17 protein-coding genes and 1 tRNA gene are annotated in these 14,951 nt (G+C 37.8%); 7 read left to right on the plus strand and 11 right to left on the minus strand.

Going from position 1 to position 14,951, the window contains the following annotated elements:
• Positions 1 to 36: 36 nt before the first annotated feature.
• The gene (locus tag fad_RS00480) at positions 37 to 1,464 is read left to right on the plus strand and encodes an RtcB family protein (RefSeq protein ID WP_081141330.1); all 1,428 of its coding nucleotides are present in this window, start codon (positions 37 to 39) and stop codon (positions 1,462 to 1,464) included.
• Positions 1,465 to 1,492: 28 nt separating this feature from the next.
• Here the strand turns inward: fad_RS00480 and aroF are convergent, their stop codons facing one another.
• Genes aroF through fad_RS00520 form a run of 8 tightly spaced genes read right to left on the minus strand, consistent with a single transcriptional unit; the run spans position 1,493 to position 8,201 of the window.
• A complete protein-coding gene (gene aroF / locus fad_RS00485; RefSeq protein ID WP_009887107.1) occupies positions 1,493 to 2,275 on the minus strand; it encodes a 3-deoxy-7-phosphoheptulonate synthase in 783 nt (260 codons plus the stop codon).
• Position 2,276: 1 nt separating this feature from the next.
• A complete protein-coding gene (locus tag fad_RS00490) occupies positions 2,277 to 2,990 on the minus strand; it encodes an indole-3-glycerol-phosphate synthase (RefSeq protein WP_081141332.1) in 714 nt (237 codons plus the stop codon).
• Positions 2,987 to 3,547, minus strand: coding sequence for an anthranilate synthase component II (locus tag fad_RS00495; RefSeq protein ID WP_081141333.1), 561 nt, complete (start codon positions 3,545 to 3,547; stop codon positions 2,987 to 2,989). Before fad_RS00495 ends, fad_RS00490 begins: the two co-directional genes overlap by 4 nt.
• Positions 3,525 to 4,676, minus strand: a complete 1,152-nt coding sequence (locus fad_RS00500; protein ID WP_196795604.1) for a chorismate-binding protein — start codon at positions 4,674 to 4,676, stop codon at positions 3,525 to 3,527. Before fad_RS00500 ends, fad_RS00495 begins: the two co-directional genes overlap by 23 nt.
• Positions 4,654 to 5,253, minus strand: a complete 600-nt coding sequence (locus fad_RS00505) for a phosphoribosylanthranilate isomerase (protein WP_196795605.1) — start codon at positions 5,251 to 5,253, stop codon at positions 4,654 to 4,656. Before fad_RS00505 ends, fad_RS00500 begins: the two co-directional genes overlap by 23 nt.
• Positions 5,250 to 6,224 carry an anthranilate phosphoribosyltransferase gene (gene trpD, locus fad_RS00510; protein ID WP_081141338.1) on the minus strand — a complete coding sequence of 325 codons (975 nt, stop codon included), beginning with the start codon at positions 6,222 to 6,224 and terminating at the stop codon, positions 5,250 to 5,252. Before trpD ends, fad_RS00505 begins: the two co-directional genes overlap by 4 nt.
• Complete coding sequence (locus fad_RS00515) at positions 6,217 to 6,951, minus strand: tryptophan synthase subunit alpha (RefSeq protein ID WP_081141340.1); 735 nt, start codon at positions 6,949 to 6,951, stop codon at positions 6,217 to 6,219. Before fad_RS00515 ends, trpD begins: the two co-directional genes overlap by 8 nt.
• Positions 6,948 to 8,201, minus strand: a complete 1,254-nt coding sequence (locus fad_RS00520) for a TrpB-like pyridoxal phosphate-dependent enzyme (RefSeq protein WP_081141341.1) — start codon at positions 8,199 to 8,201, stop codon at positions 6,948 to 6,950. Before fad_RS00520 ends, fad_RS00515 begins: the two co-directional genes overlap by 4 nt.
• Positions 8,202 to 8,395: 194 nt before the next feature.
• Between fad_RS00520 and tpiA the strand changes: the two genes are divergently transcribed.
• The 3 genes from tpiA to fad_RS00535 all read left to right on the plus strand — a co-directional run bounded on the left by tpiA (position 8,396) and on the right by fad_RS00535 (position 9,863).
• Positions 8,396 to 9,046, plus strand: coding sequence for a triose-phosphate isomerase (gene tpiA, locus fad_RS00525; protein ID WP_081141343.1), 651 nt, complete (start codon positions 8,396 to 8,398; stop codon positions 9,044 to 9,046).
• A 4-nt stretch (positions 9,047 to 9,050) separates the two neighbouring features.
• Positions 9,051 to 9,731, plus strand: a complete 681-nt coding sequence (locus tag fad_RS00530; RefSeq protein WP_081141344.1) for a hypothetical protein — start codon at positions 9,051 to 9,053, stop codon at positions 9,729 to 9,731.
• Positions 9,732 to 9,790: 59 nt separating this feature from the next.
• A tRNA-Gly gene (locus fad_RS00535) sits at positions 9,791 to 9,863 on the plus strand.
• Positions 9,864 to 9,915: 52 nt separating this feature from the next.
• On the opposite strand, the gene fad_RS00540 is transcribed toward fad_RS00535, so the two are convergent.
• The gene (locus tag fad_RS00540) at positions 9,916 to 10,251 is read right to left on the minus strand and encodes a DsrE family protein (protein ID WP_081141346.1); all 336 of its coding nucleotides are present in this window, start codon (positions 10,249 to 10,251) and stop codon (positions 9,916 to 9,918) included.
• Between the two features lie 92 nt (positions 10,252 to 10,343).
• On the opposite strand from fad_RS00540, the gene fad_RS00545 reads away from it, so the two are divergent.
• From fad_RS00545 to fad_RS00555, 3 genes are read left to right on the plus strand one after another with little or no spacing between them, the layout of a single operon-like run.
• The gene (locus fad_RS00545; protein ID WP_081141347.1) at positions 10,344 to 12,350 is read left to right on the plus strand and encodes a threonine--tRNA ligase; all 2,007 of its coding nucleotides are present in this window, start codon (positions 10,344 to 10,346) and stop codon (positions 12,348 to 12,350) included.
• A 48-nt stretch (positions 12,351 to 12,398) separates the two neighbouring features.
• Positions 12,399 to 12,773 (plus strand): glycine cleavage system protein GcvH, encoded by a 375-nt coding sequence (gcvH, locus tag fad_RS00550; protein ID WP_081141349.1) that lies wholly within the window; start codon positions 12,399 to 12,401, stop codon positions 12,771 to 12,773.
• An 8-nt stretch (positions 12,774 to 12,781) separates the two neighbouring features.
• Positions 12,782 to 13,366 carry an SAM-dependent methyltransferase gene (locus tag fad_RS00555; protein ID WP_081141350.1) on the plus strand — a complete coding sequence of 195 codons (585 nt, stop codon included), beginning with the start codon at positions 12,782 to 12,784 and terminating at the stop codon, positions 13,364 to 13,366.
• Here the strand turns inward: fad_RS00555 and fad_RS00560 are convergent.
• Complete coding sequence (locus fad_RS00560) at positions 13,363 to 13,980, minus strand: hypothetical protein (protein ID WP_081141352.1); 618 nt, start codon at positions 13,978 to 13,980, stop codon at positions 13,363 to 13,365. The two genes, fad_RS00555 and fad_RS00560, sit on opposite strands and share 4 nt — an antisense overlap.
• Positions 13,981 to 13,982: 2 nt before the next feature.
• Positions 13,983 to 14,903: a transcriptional regulator gene (locus fad_RS00565; protein WP_081141353.1), complete on the minus strand. Its 921-nt coding sequence runs from the start codon at positions 14,901 to 14,903 to the stop codon at positions 13,983 to 13,985.
• Between the last annotated feature and the right edge of the window lie 48 nt (positions 14,904 to 14,951).

Raw genomic sequence — 14,951 nt, forward strand, 5'->3', positions numbered from 1 at the left:
GAAAACAGTTATGTTTGATAATGTAATTTAGCATAAATGGTACAGGTAAAAAAAATTGATGATTACCGGTATGAAATACCAAGAACCGGCAATATGCGTGTTCCAGGAACTATTTATATCAGTCAGGATCTTCTTGGAAATTTTACCGACGATGAACCCATAAAACAGGTAATGCATGTGGCATCCCTTCCCGGTATAGTAAAAAGCTCAATGGCAATGCCGGATATACATTTAGGTTATGGTTTCCCAATAGGTGGCGTGGCTGCCTTCGATTACGATGATGGGATAATATCCCCCGGTGGCGTTGGCTATGATATAAATTGTGGTGTTTCGCTTATAACTACTAACATAGATTATGATGAAGCCCGCGATAAAATAAATATCCTTCTGGATGAAATAAATAAAACTGTACCGGCAGGAATTGATTATAAATCCAGTTTCCGTATAAGTATTGATGATGAAAATGAAATTCTGTCATCCGGAATTGAATGGGCATACAATAATGGGTATGCAACCAGGGAAGATATAGAAAGAACGGAAGAAAATGGAAAAATGCTTTCAGACATATCGGGCGTAAGTGAAAAGGCAATAAAAAGGGGCAAAAATGAACTGGGAACACTGGGGGCAGGAAACCACTTTCTTGAAATGGACCGCATAGAGAGTATAATGGATGAAGCAAAGGCAAAGAAATTCGGGATTAATAATAAAAATAACCTTGCCATAATGGTACATACCGGATCCCGCGGGCTTGGGCATCAGGTGGCTACTGACTATTTAATGCGCCTGAATGAGGAGGACAGCAGCATTAAAAGCGAAGATGACCGGCAGCTCATATCTGCATACATACATAGCAGGACCGGGCAGGATTATATAAATGCAATGAATGCAGCTGCAAATTTCGGGTTTGTAAACAGGCAGATTATTACATATAAAATCAGAAAAGCCTTCGAAAAAATATTCGGTGAAGATTTCGAACATCTTGGAATAGAAACACTATATAGCCTGGCACATAACATGGCTAAGGCAGAAATGCATAATGTAGATGGCAATAAGAGAAAGTTAATGGTGCACAGGAAAGGCGCAACACGTGCTCTGCCAGCCTATGCCTCTTCAGGATATTTTAACGAAACAGGCCATCCGGTTATAATTCCAGGCAACATGGGTGGCCCATCCTATGTGATGGTAGGCATGCCAGGAAATGAGGAAATAACATTTTCCAGTTCATGCCACGGAGCCGGAAGAGTTTTGAGCAGAAAAAGGGCTAATGAGCAGTTCAATGCAGAAGATGTTGAAATGGAATTAAAATCACGTGGAATATACCTGCGCGCTACAACAAAAAAAGCTATAATTGAGGAATCCCCTGGAAGCTATAAAAACATTGATGAGGTGGTGAGGGTAATTAACGGTGCAAAAATAGCTGCGCCCGTAGCAAGGCTAATGCCTGTAGCGGTCATGAAAGGATAGGATTATCGTTGTAACAATTATATATTTCTCATATTACTGTTTTCCCTAGAACTGCATTTATATTCTTTACCTTTGTATATAAATTCTGGAATTGCGGGACGGTAAGTTGCTGGGCTGAATCACTGAGTGCCTTTGGTGGGTCAGGATGGACTTCTATCATCAGGCCATCAGCGCCTGCGGCTGTACCACCCAGTGCCAGTGGTTCTACATATCTGTTAACCCCTGCCGGGTGGCTCGGATCTATTATCACCGGGTATTCAGTTTTTTCATGCAGGACAGGAATGGCTGAGATATCAAGTGTAAACCTTGTCGATTGTTCAAATGTCCTTATTCCACGTTCTGAAAACATAATCCTCTTATTGCCATTCATGGAAAGATACTTTGAAGATGATATCAGTTCATCAACAGTATTCCCGAACCCTCTCTTCAACAGTACCGGTTTATCGTACCTGCTAATCTTTTTAAGGAGTGAAAAATTCTGTGAATTTCTTGATCCTACCTGGAGAATATCTGCATATTCTGCAACAAGTGGCAATTCATCCATGTCCATAACCTCGGTTATAATTGCCATTCCTGTGGCATCCCTTGCCTTAGCCAGCAATTTTAGCCCTTCTTCTCCAAGGCCCTGGAAGGAATCAGGGCATGTTCTTGGTTTGAATGCGCCTCCTCTCAGCACATTGACCCCAATTTTCCTTAATTGCGTGGCAACCCTGATAATCTGTTCCTCACTTTCAACGGAGCATGGCCCTGCTATCATGAGAAATTTATCATCTGTAAGCCTGATTTCGTCATTTATTTTTATGTCAACCATATTACCACCTTATCGTATCGCCGGAAAGTAATGATGACCCTATGAGCAGCCCCTGGTATTTTTCTATATGGAGCTTATTTATGTTTTCATGGTTTATGCCGCTTTCCAGTACTACTGGAAGCCCGTATGATTTAAGGTTATCATACATTTCCTCTGAGTTATCCTCCATTTTCAATGTTTTCAGGTTTCTTCTATTATATCCCAGTATTACATTCTCATCCGGGAATATGTTTTTTGCACTGGCAGGATCATGTACTTCCACCAGGGCATCCATCCCTATTTTTTTTCCATACTGCACCAGCTTTTTTATTCTGTTGTAATCAAGGAAATCGCATATAAGCAGGAAGGCATCTCCACCTGACATATATGAGGATTTTATCATGGATTCACTGGAGATAAAATCCTTAATGAGGATTGGTTTGTTATAGCATTGCACGGCTTCCGCATCTAACGGTGTTCCACCAAAGTATTGAGCTTCCGTTAAAATACTGATTCCAGCGATGATTCTCTGTATACCATCAAAGTATTTAAGTATGTCAGTATTTGATTTATTGCTGAAACCTGATGGTGATTTCCTCTTGTACTCAGCTATGATCCCGGGACCGTTTTGATTTTTCTCCAGGGCGTCTTTAAGGCTTATAATGCCCCTCTCCCTCATATTAAATTCCTGTAGTTTTCTTTCACTATTCTTGCTGTATATTTCATCAACTATCATATGGCATCAACAAAATTTTTGAATATCTGCTTTCCATATTCAGAATAATAGCTCTCTGGATGGTACTGGACCCCAAAAAATCTCCCATCCTTAGAATGAAATCCCATAATCTCCCCATCTGTTTCAGAAACCGCATCCACTATGATATTGCTTCCCGGCTCCAGTACAAGTGAGTGGTAACGTATTGCAGTAAACTTTTCCGGTACGTCCCTGTATAATGGTGAATCTCCGTGGGATATAGTGTCCGGCTGGCCATGCATCAACCTTTTTGACAGTGTAATATCAGAACCCAGATAGTATCCCAGTATCTGGTTGCCGAAGCATACTCCAAGGAATTTAGCTTCTTTATTCCTATCTATGAATTCATAAAGCCCTCCACGATCTTCACTATTCTTTGGATTTCCTGGTCCCGGAGAAATTATATATCCATCATAGGGTTCAAGGTCTGCTAAGTTATCGTTTGTCTTAATATCCACATGTATTTCAGGGGAACTTATATACTGGTATATATTATAAACAAAGGAATCGTAATTATCAATAATTAATATTTTTTTCATATAAACCACCTGTTACAGTTAAAATCTTTGAGTACATCTCTGCAATCTCACTGGAGGGGACAGAATCCTTAACTATTCCAGCACCTGCCTGTGTATAGTTTTCATTTTTTGATTTGAAAAGGCTTCTGATTAAAAGGGCAAGGTCCATCCCATTATTTCCTATTATTCCGAGTGCCCCTGCATATGCACCCCTCGGCATATCTTCATATCCATTGATCAGGGTTATAGCTTTTTTTTTCGGTGCCCCGCTTACTGTTCCAGCAGGGAATACCGACCGTAAAATATTTCCCGGTGCATACTCTTCAAGTTTTCCTGATACCGTGCTTACTATATGCATTACACTGGCAAATTTCCTTATTTCCATTGAACTTAATACATCAACCGATCCGGGATAGCATATTCTTCCAAGGTCATTTCTTGCAAGGTCAACAAGCATCCTGTGTTCTAAAAGCTCCTTCTGGTCATTTTTCAGGTCATTTTCAAGGTCTTTATCTTCAGATTCTGATTTGCCCCTTTTCCTCGTGCCAGCCACCGGATATATGGTTATTGTCCCGTTTTGAACTGAAAGTAGGTTTTCCGGTGAGCTTCCTATTACCTCAAGGTCACCGAATTTATAATAATAAACATAGAGTGATTTATCATTTTTCAGGAATTTTTTTGCCACATATAATGGGTCATAATTATCAAGGTCAAATCTCCTGGACAATACAATCTGGAGAAGATCGCCATTTTTTATCCTTTTTATTGCATCTCCTATTTTTCCCTCCAGCTCATTATCATCGAGGACACCATTTGCTATGGTTGTCTGTTCTTTTTCCCTGATATATGTACCGCTAAATTCCTCTTCCGGTATTATGTAGGAAACCTCTGGCCATGAAGATCTCTTCAATTTAATATCTGGATATATATCATCAATGAAGTCGTATGATACAATCACCGGAATATTTTTTCCAGATTTTATTATCCCAGCAAACTCATTGTTCATATGGTTGATGGCATCATTGTATACATTTACCGGTTCCTCGCCAGAAACAAAAAGCGTTTCGGTTCCAGTACGCCTTTCATCATCAAATTTGCAGAAATATGCAAAGTTTTTTCCTTTGAATTCATTGATTCTGTCTAACAGCATAATACTCACCAATTTTATTGAAAAACTCATCTATTTTTTTAAATGATTTTTTGCCTGTGTACTCTTCCAGAGAACTGCTTACATCAACAAGATACGGATCTGTTGCAAGAAGCTTCTGCACATTGTTTGAATCAATTTTTCCTGCTATTCCCAACCTGTCTCCGGGCAATTCCTTTACCTGGTCTATCCTGTTTATAATCCCGGACCTGTCCTCAAGAAGTATGATTTCAGCGCCGGACTTCATGTGTGAATCCACCTTATCAGCTATTCCATCCACATGGAAATCTATAACAGAGATAATTTTCTTATTAAATGCCTTTTTAGCTGCAATAATATCTTCTTCCGAATGGTTGAAATGGAGCTGAATGTAATCCTCATAACCTGAATGTTCAGGCATAGATGTGTATACACCGGCAACAGGGGTAGAAGGGTATTTTGTTTTTATCTCCCTTATCAACGCCTGGCTTCCATGCCGCCCGACTTCAGGGTCCAGTATAACACCGATTAAATCTGCACCCATTTTGATTGCATATTCAGCATCTTCAATTCTGGTTATGCCGCAAACTTTTACTTTCATCTGCATACCTCCTTTAATTTTTCAATGGCCTTCCCCCTCTGTATAAAATCAACGGAAAGATCGTATGCTTCTTCAAAACTGTCTGCTTTCTGGTTTAAAAGTACAGCCGGCAAAGCGTTAATGGCAATAAATTCCATGACATTCTTATTTCTCCCTGAAAGCCCATCCAGCAGCATTTCAAAACTTTTTATGGAATCAGTGGTGGAAACATCCTCAGGGTTTATGCTATGCCCTATCAGTTTTTCAGGGTCTATTGTAATTTTATCCAAATGGCCATCCACCCTGTACAGTGTACTTTTGCTGGAGGGAGATATCTCATCCATGCCATCTGAGCCATGCACGATAAAACCTTTCTTTTTCTCTTCTTTTATTACCTTTGCATATAATTCTGCCAGATCTTCACTGTATGTTCCAAGAACAACACGGGCTGGATTAAGCGGGTTTGTCAGGGGCCCGAGTATATTGAACACAGTTCTGAAACTGATCTGTTTCCTGGCTGCTGAAAATTTTGCAAAACTTTTGTTATACTCTGGAGCTAGAATATATACATAATTTTTCCTTGATATATTTTCAATAATTGTGTTTTTATCCATTTTAAAATTATAATTCATATATTTCATGAAGTCAGCACTGCCATGGTGCCCGGTGACCCCAAAATTTCCATGTTTGGCTGTTTTAATTCCCATGGATGCAAGCAATATGCTCACTCCTGTGCTTACATTGACAGTATTTTTTCCATCACCGCCTGTCCCTACCACATCTGTTAATTCAGGATAATTTAAGTTTAACGATGAAAGTTCCCTCAATGCCATGGCAAATCCAGCAATCTCTGCAGGTGTTTCACCTCTATTGTGGATATCTGTAAGAAATGAAATTTTTGCAGAATCAGGGCTGTCTACAAGTTCCATCATGGTATCCCTTGCTTTTATTATCTCATTTCCTGTTGCGGCATAGTTGATATCATTATTCATCAAGCACACCCCTCATTTTATTGATATAGTCTATAAATCCATTCTCGTCGCCTGCTTCTGTCATCTTAATAAGGTAAGTTCCTATGGCTACTCCTGACCCTCCATTTTTCATAAGGTTTCTAATATCATCATCCGTTTTAATTCCGAATCCGTATGTAATTTCCCTGCCTGGAAGCAATTCATTAATTCTCTCTGTTGTATAGTCAAGTTCGTAGGGTATATCAATGCCAGTGGAAGGCTGGAGGCCGTAGTAAATCCATGATTTTGTCATGGAAGACACATTCTTTATTATGGAGTCCGGAGTAGATGGTGAAAAAAATGGTATATATTCGAAACCACGATCGTTCAATTTATTAATTATTTCCTTGCCTTCACTGTAATAATCAATAATCAGGTCAGGTATTATTATTCCTGAAAAATTTCTTTTCTGGAGGTAATCAATGAAATCATCAAATCGAGCCTTTATGTCAGAATAATAGGATAAGGAATACATTTTTACATGGTTTTTATGGAAGTAGTCAAAATATTTCTTATAAAAATCATCTGAGAAATTTATGTTGCCAACATTATGTGTTTTTCTTATAACAGGCCCATCATATCTCGGGTCATTCGAGGGAAAACCGAATTCAATATAATTTATTTTATCAACCGGGATGAGGTCAAGAAAATGTGAAAGTGTTTCATTATCCGGATATCCAAGTGTAAAATATGGTATAAGGTTCTTCATTTTTTCTCACCGAATATTGAAAGGTCCAGATACCCATGTCCGCTGACATTGACAACGATAGTTTTTTTCTCATTTATATGGGCTTTTACATACTTTATCGCGCTTGCAATTGCGTGCCCAGATTCAGGTGCAGCAATTATCCCCTGTGTATTTGCAAACGTTCTTAAAGCTTCTTTTACCTCTTCCTCAGTGACCTCATCGCTTTTAATTCTGCCTTTATTGATCAGAAGTGATAGTGATGGTGATGCACCATGGTATCTCAGTCCTCCAGCATAAATTGTAGGTGGCACAAAATCCGCACCCAGTGAATACATTCTTACCTGTGGCAGAATGCCTGCAGAATCCATAAGGTCATATTTATAATCACCTTTGGAAAACTTCGGTACTTCATTTGCGGTAGTTGCTATTATCTCTGTATCATCCCCATCAGGTATAAATGGGAATGTAAAACCACCGAAATTGCTTCCTCCCCCTACACATCCTATCAATACATCTGCATGCTCTCCAATGAGTTCAAGCTGTTTCTTCGTTTCCTGGCCTATAACACTCTGGTGTGTAAGTGATACATTCATTACACTGGCAACCATATATCTGTAATCATTATCAAGTGCATATTCCACTGCTTCGCTAATTCCAATTCCTAGAGTTCCCGGCGTGTCCGGATGTTCTTTTAATATTTTCCTTCCGTATGCAGTTAAAGTAGAAGGGCTAGCCACAACATTTCCATTATAAAGGTTCATAACGGTTTTTCTCAATGGTTTCTGCTCAAAACTAATTTTTACCATAAAAATCTGTGAAGGAAGCCCGTAGAGTGATGCTGCAAGTGCAGTTGCTGATCCCCATTGCCCGGCACCTGTTTCTGTGGTAACTCCTTTTACTCCTTCCTTCATAGCATAATATGCCTGTGGTATGGCTGTATTTATTTTATGGGAACCTGTAGCAGTAGCCCCTTCGTATTTATAGTATATTTTTCCGGAATAGCCAAGTTTTTTTTCAAGATTCTTGGCTCTTATGAGAGGTGTAGGTCTACCTATCTGTTCATATGCTTCCATTACCTCATCGGGAATTTTTTCATATCTTTTGAATGTAAATTCCTGTTTCAAAACTTCCTTTGGCAAAATTTTATTGAGCAAATTGATTGATGATATATCACTCTTTGAATCCCTTGGTGGTGCCAGGGGTTCTGGAAGGTCAGGAACTACATTGTACCAGTTATCAGGTATTATTTCTTTATTCATTGCTGTTATCATAATCTGTATATTAATACACATTATTTAAACATTATTGATTATTATTATTGTGTAAATATAAATTATATATACAATTCTATAGAAATGCAGGAAACATGACATACAGGCAATTTATTCAAAAAAGATATGTAGCATAGTTTTTCCGTTAAATAACCAATGTTATAATATTATATTTTAGTGCGTGATATGGCATTATGGAACCTGAGATATTTATAAATTTTAAACATTATAACAATGCTGTTGGAACCAATTCGGAAAAACTTTTAGCTGATTTTAAGTCAATAAAAAATCAAGACAGTCTCTACTATTGCGTGGCAGAGACAGACCTATACCTTCAAAAATCATTCCCTGAATTGCACATTTATGGCCAGCATGTAGATTCAAATGGATATGGTGCATTTACAGGTTCAGTTTCTATGGAATCCTTGCTTGACCTGGGTGTTAAAGGATCGCTTCTGAACCATTCTGAAAAAAGGGTTGATAGTTCAATAATCGAGTCTATAGTTAAAAAATCAAAAGAATTGGGTTTTAAAATCATACTCTGCGTGGAGAACCTCGATGAAGCTGAAAAATATTCCAAACTGGAACCAGCATATATAGCATACGAACCCCCTGAACTTATTGGCGGAGACATATCTGTTTCAACGGCCAGGCCGGAAATAATAGGACAGGCAGCAGAGATATGCAAAGGTAGAACAAAACTGCTTGTGGGTGCAGGCGTGAAAACAAAGGAGGATGTAGATACATCTATGGCTCTGGGAGCTGCTGGAGTTCTAATTGCTTCAGGAATTATTAAAAATGCGAAACCAATAAATAGGTTAGTTTCATTAATGGGTAATAGGTAAATTTATGGCAAATCCCGGTCAAAATCCACGGCAAAATCCCAAAAAAAATGAAGAACCATTGTTTGAGGAACCGAAATTCGATAAAAGGCAGTACCTCACATATGAGAGGGAAAGGGCAAAAGCTATAATATCCGTCTTTATAACAGGAGCGTTAATAGGGCTTCTTTCCGGGGAACTTGAAATTTATGGATACTGGTATATTTCAATAATACTAATTATAGTAGTTATATACTTCCTGAGGAGTATTATAACATTATTCAAAATAGCGATACCGAAACAGACAACACATAAATTATTAATGTACCTTGAGTTGATTATTACATGGCTGGTATTCTGGATAATCGCCCTGAACCCACCATTACATGTTGTTTCGGGCCCTGAGGTAATAGACCTCGAATATATGCATAATGGGAACTGGACTAAATTAAGTGAAACTGATAAACAATACGAACTTTTAGGAGGACACAGTTTCCAGTTAAGATACTTCACCAACTATAAGTACAATATAACCGGCATAACAATACAGGAACATGGGAAACTTATAAACAATACATATGATCGTAGTACGGGATATGTGTCCTTTAACTTAACGGCGCCTACAGCCAAGTCAACCGAATCTATTAACATCACTGAAAATTCACGTGTAACAACCCATGAAACTATAACGTTCTTAGGTATATCTTAATAATATTAATTGTGGTTAAAATAGAAAAATAAATAAATACATTTGCCCTTATGGATTAAGCAGGTGTGGTGTAGCCTGGTAGCACGGAAGCCTTCCAAGCTTTCGACTCGGGTTCAAATCCCGGCACCTGCATTTTTATAGATATCCAGTCTTTTTTCATTGTAAATAAAAAAATAAAACTTTCTTATAATTGGAGATAAAAATATCCCTCAGCCTGTTTCCTTACAATTTCCTCTACCGCAGCTGTAACTATGCCAATTCCAGATCCTTTATCCACATCATCTTCGCTCAACTTCATTTCTTTCAGCGTGTTTTTGCATGCATTTATCTTAACGCCTGAATCTATAATTTCTTTGATTTTCGGCATAAATTCATCCCCTTTAAGCAAAGCTTTAACTGCAGACCTGTTAAATACAACTTCTATGTTGGCATCAGGCATAGAATTCTTCAAGTTTCCAATTTGCTTTAAAATTGTCTTCATAATGGAATAATCATTCCCGCAAACTATAACATTGTACATATATAAAAATTACATTACCGTATTTACCTTTTATTATTGAAAATAGCAGGAGAGTAAAAATAAATTAATATACGTATGAAATATTGCATATAATGGATTCAAAGCAACTTTTTAATATACATAAGGGTAAACAGTTTCAGGATGCAGTTCCTGAAAAATCGGGGCACAGCATTGTGGCTGCAAGATTTCTAAACAAATTATATGATCTCAGCGACGTGGCTCCGGATAATGGCGAGGTAGAATTTATTCAAATTAATTCGCCTGAGGGGGAAAAAATACTGCTTCATAGCACCGCCCATTTACTTGCCAATGCTATCGTTAAATTATATCCCAACGCACTACCAAATACCAGCAACGAAAGTGAAGATACATTTTATTACGATTTCAATATGAAGCCCGTATCCATAGAAGATTTTCCTTTAATAGAGGAGAAAATGCAGGAACTGGTGCAGGCAAATATACCTATTACGAGAAAAATACTGCCGAAGAACGAAATTATTAAAGAATTTAGCCATAATAAATATAAACTTGACAAGATAAATGAAAATGTTCCGGATGGAGAAAACTCAAGCATATATATCCAAGGAAATTATAAAGAGTTCTGCAGGGGGCCACACGTACCATCAACAGGATATATTGGTGCTTTTAAATTGCTGTCAATATCAAGTACCAACTACGAAGGTGACGTAAACAAGGATAAAATGATCCGGATATACGGAACCGCTTTCCCGGATAAAAAACAGTTAAAAGCATTTTTGCTGCGCAGGGAGGAAGCTATTAAGAGGGACCACAGGAAAATAGGCCAGGAAATGGATCTATTTACATTTGATAATGAACGTGCACCCGGAATGCCTTTTTACGCCCCTAACGGTGCAATAATCAGGAATGAATTGATAAATTATATGAAAGAACTGAACGAAAAAAGTGGGTGGGAAGAGGTATGGACCGCACATGCGTTCAAAGACATTATATGGAAACAATCTGGCCATTATTATAAGTATAAGGATGATATGTTTCTTTTTACCCTCCCGAATGGTGACAATTACGGGTTAAAGCCTATGAACTGCCCAGGGCATATAGCAATATTCCAGAGAAGTGTTTACAGCTACCGTGATATGCCTGTTAAATATTCAGAAGCAGGCACAGTTTACAGATATGAAAAATCGGGAGAAATGGGGGGATTGACAAGACCCAGGGGCTTTACCATAGATGATGGGCATGGCTTTGTAAGGGAAGACCAGATATTTGATGAAACCATATCTTTGCTTAAAATTATCCCATCAATATTCAAAACTATACTTGGCACAGAGGAAATTACATACGATCTCAGTGTAATGGACAAACAGCATCCTGAGAACTATCTAATGTCATATGAATGTTCCAGTTGTGGAGAAAAATTCATGCTAAGGGCAGCGGCACAGGAATATAAATGCCCGGCATGCGGGTCTGAACAATTAAATTCCGATTTTTCAATGTGGGATAATGCCACTGAAAACCTCAGGAAAGCACTTGAAGAATTGAAATTAAAATATACCGAATATCCAGGCGAAGCTGCGTTTTATGGCCCGAAAATAGATGTACATATAAAGGATGCCCTTGGCCGCCTGTGGCAGCTATCTACCATACAGATAGACTTCTTTATGCCAGCCAATTTTGACCTCTATTATATAGACAAAAATGACACTAAGGTAAGGCCGGTAATAATACACCGTGCTATATACGGAAGCTACGAAAGATTCATAGCCATACTTCTGGAGCATTTCAATGGGAAACTTCCATTATGGCTAACCCCGTTACAGGCATACATAATACCAGTGTCAGAGGCATATAACGAATATGCAACGGAAATAAATAAGAAAATGAGAGAAAAAGGCATCAGATCAAAGGTTGACATATCCGACGGGACAATATCAAAGAAGATAAAGCTTATCAGAACTATGAGGCCATCATATATTCTGGTAGTGGGAGAAAAAGAACTTGCAAATAATACACTTTCAGTGAGAAACAGAAAGGATAAGACCAGGGAATATGGCATGGATGAATTTATGGGCATAATGGCAGAAGAAATAAGGGAAAAGAAAATAGACCAGGCATTTTAATCCGCAATACTGCCTATGCATTTTTATATTTAATATTTATACAGTATTATGTCTAAAATACCGGAAAATTTAAAATATACCAAATCACACGAATGGTTTAAAATTGATGGAGATGTGGCTACCGTTGGCATCACAGATTTTGCACAGCATCAACTTACAGATATAGTTTATGTTGATATGCCTAAGAAAGGCACTGTAAAAAAGGCAGGAGAGACCCTTTTAACAATAGAATCAGTAAAATCCGCAGAGGATGTATTTTTCCCCGTCACTGGAGAGGTAATAGAAACAAATGAAGAACTGGATAAAAAGCCCGAACTGGTAAATTCTGATTGCTATACAAACTGGCTTGTTAAAATAAAGTTAACCGATAATAAATACGATTCCATGACTGCGGCAGAATATAAATCATACATAGGAGAATAAAATTAAGCATGAATAGAAAAGACAGATATTATACCAGGGCAAAAAAGGATAATTTCAGGAGCCGCGCCTCATATAAGCTTCTGGAAATACAATCCAAGTTTAATGTAATATGGAAAACCGATTATGTGATTGAATTCGGTTCATCTCCAGGTGGATGGACCCAGGTAGTCCAGAAATTAACGGAAAAGCCTGTAATAGCAATTGACATTAGCCCCATGGATCCTATTGAAAATGTGACATTTGTGCAGGGCAATATAAATGATCCAGAATTATCAGAAAAAATTAAAATTGCTATGGATTCCCTTGGTATAAGCTCAGTATCAACAGTTCTATCCGATGCTATGATCAAAACCAGCGGCAATTATGACCGGGACCATATGGGATCTTATCTTCTGTGCGATAATGTCATGAACCTTTCAATAGATCTGTTGTCACCGGGTGGAAATGTTGTTTTAAAGCAGTTTCAGGGGGACTCAACTATGGCATTTGTAAATAAGTGGAAGGTTTATTTTAACTATTACAAGGTTACAAAGCCGAATGCATCAAGGCAGCATAGCAGGGAAGTTTACATAATATTCAAGGATAAAATTTAATATCTATTTTCAAAATGGTTTAAAACATCCTTATAATAATCATAATCGACTATACAGAATATATTTCTGTCACTGTATTCCTTTTGCAGGCTGTCTATTCTTTCTATTATGTATTTTTTCCTTTCAGCATTTACTTTTTTAAAGGATTTTAAATCTACCACATTATTCCAGGATTCCACAAATTCCTCTGGAGTTTCAGCGTCGAATTTATACTTGCTTACCTTTTTCTTTCGCATAGAATGCCTGAGAAGGTCTGTTGTTTTTACATATTTGCTGTAAATTATCTGGTATTCTCCTTCATCCATGTCAAGCCCGATCATTTCTATATCGTTCTCCTTGCAATATCTTGTAGCCTCTATATAGACAGGTGATGGGGTCATTACCTCACCGTATCTGGAAAGATTGATTCCATACAAAATCTCGTAATCTGAGAGATTCATTTCAAATGGGTCTTCCAGGAACTCTTTCATACCATCTACCTGTTCAGGTGCTATTGTAATAAAAACTATATCCGGACGCTTTTCTAAAAGTTCTTTCCTTAGCTCATCGCCATCCCTCACCAATCCTTTTACTCCACCGAATATGTAAAATCTATCATTAATTTTATGCATCATTTTTATTTTTCTAGGAATTCATTAAAGCTATCAACATCATAAATTTTTCTAAGCTCATTGAAACTTATTATTGTGCATCCATGTATATTGCGTTTGTTAGAGTTCTCCTTATTAATCAATACAGGTATATCTCCAAGGACCTCGCTGATTTTCTTTATGGATACTATTCTATTTGTATTTTCATTTACACTATTGAATGCCCCTATGATTAGATGCGAATCTGAATTGTATGAAAGCCCATCAAAGGGATTCCTGCTTATATATTCGGAAATATAGCCTATATTATTCATTACTGTAAGCACTTCGTTTATAAAGCCACTTGCTGCATTAACCGGCATTGGCTCCTCGTTTGAAATAGACACATCCACGTTTCTGCTTATATCTCCTCTCAATATAGACTCGAGCTTCAAATAAATATCAATTGTTGCTGAACTGCCAGATTCATAAAGTGATACAGACCTTCTTGATACACCAAGCTTCTGTGCTATATATCCTATGGAATAATTGTTCTGTTCACGCAATATTCTCATTTTCTGCCCATTAATCCCGACATAAAATCCTCCCGGTGCAGAATATATAAATGGGGGCTCACCTGCGATATAATCCTTAAAGCTTTCAAATGAAAGTATTGGTACTCCGTGCCTGAAATACAGTACGCCCCTTTCAAGCATATTGTTCCCTGCCTTTTCTCCTATTATGAGTGTTTTCGACCCTGTCATTGCACTCATTTTGATAAGTGGAACAACTCCGATTCTGCTGAATGTATTCACATTATACAGGATTTTAAGAATATACCGTTCATCTCCTATCCTGCAAATTAAATCAAATGTGACAAGGCCATATAGATCTGGCTCTGACACTACAAAATCATTTCTTTTAAGGAAATCGTATATGTCCCTGATTAACTGCTGTCTCTGGTCCACGATATAACAAAATACGTCTGTATATATAATTTTCTATTATACAGCCAT

The sequence above is a fragment of the Ferroplasma acidiphilum genome (assembly GCF_002078355.1).
Lineage (GTDB): Archaea > Thermoplasmatota > Thermoplasmata > Thermoplasmatales > Thermoplasmataceae > Ferroplasma > Ferroplasma acidiphilum.

What these genes read in the sequence shown, in the direction of transcription:
- aroF (WP_009887107.1), bottom strand. Translation starts at nt 2,275, where the DNA reads ATGGTTGACATAAAAATAAATGACGAAATCAGGCTTACAGATGATAAA.
- fad_RS00545 (WP_081141347.1), top strand. Translation starts at nt 10,344, where the DNA reads ATGGATTCAAAGCAACTTTTTAATATACATAAGGGTAAACAGTTTCAG.
- fad_RS00560 (WP_081141352.1), bottom strand. Translation starts at nt 13,980, where the DNA reads ATGATGCATAAAATTAATGATAGATTTTACATATTCGGTGGAGTAAAA.
- fad_RS00520 (WP_081141341.1), bottom strand. Translation starts at nt 8,201, where the DNA reads ATGATAACAGCAATGAATAAAGAAATAATACCTGATAACTGGTACAAT.
- fad_RS00480 (WP_081141330.1), top strand. Translation starts at nt 37, where the DNA reads ATGGTACAGGTAAAAAAAATTGATGATTACCGGTATGAAATACCAAGA.
- fad_RS00500 (WP_196795604.1), bottom strand. Translation starts at nt 4,676, where the DNA reads ATGCTGTTAGACAGAATCAATGAATTCAAAGGAAAAAACTTTGCATAT.
- fad_RS00555 (WP_081141350.1), top strand. Translation starts at nt 12,782, where the DNA reads ATGAATAGAAAAGACAGATATTATACCAGGGCAAAAAAGGATAATTTC.
- tpiA (WP_081141343.1), top strand. Translation starts at nt 8,396, where the DNA reads ATGGAACCTGAGATATTTATAAATTTTAAACATTATAACAATGCTGTT.
- gcvH (WP_081141349.1), top strand. Translation starts at nt 12,399, where the DNA reads ATGTCTAAAATACCGGAAAATTTAAAATATACCAAATCACACGAATGG.
- fad_RS00505 (WP_196795605.1), bottom strand. Translation starts at nt 5,253, where the DNA reads ATGAAAGTAAAAGTTTGCGGCATAACCAGAATTGAAGATGCTGAATAT.
- fad_RS00530 (WP_081141344.1), top strand. Translation starts at nt 9,051, where the DNA reads ATGGCAAATCCCGGTCAAAATCCACGGCAAAATCCCAAAAAAAATGAA.
- fad_RS00490 (WP_081141332.1), bottom strand. Translation starts at nt 2,990, where the DNA reads ATGATAGTTGATGAAATATACAGCAAGAATAGTGAAAGAAAACTACAG.
- fad_RS00495 (WP_081141333.1), bottom strand. Translation starts at nt 3,547, where the DNA reads ATGAAAAAAATATTAATTATTGATAATTACGATTCCTTTGTTTATAAT.
- fad_RS00540 (WP_081141346.1), bottom strand. Translation starts at nt 10,251, where the DNA reads ATGTACAATGTTATAGTTTGCGGGAATGATTATTCCATTATGAAGACA.
- trpD (WP_081141338.1), bottom strand. Translation starts at nt 6,224, where the DNA reads ATGAATAATGATATCAACTATGCCGCAACAGGAAATGAGATAATAAAA.
- fad_RS00515 (WP_081141340.1), bottom strand. Translation starts at nt 6,951, where the DNA reads ATGAAGAACCTTATACCATATTTTACACTTGGATATCCGGATAATGAA.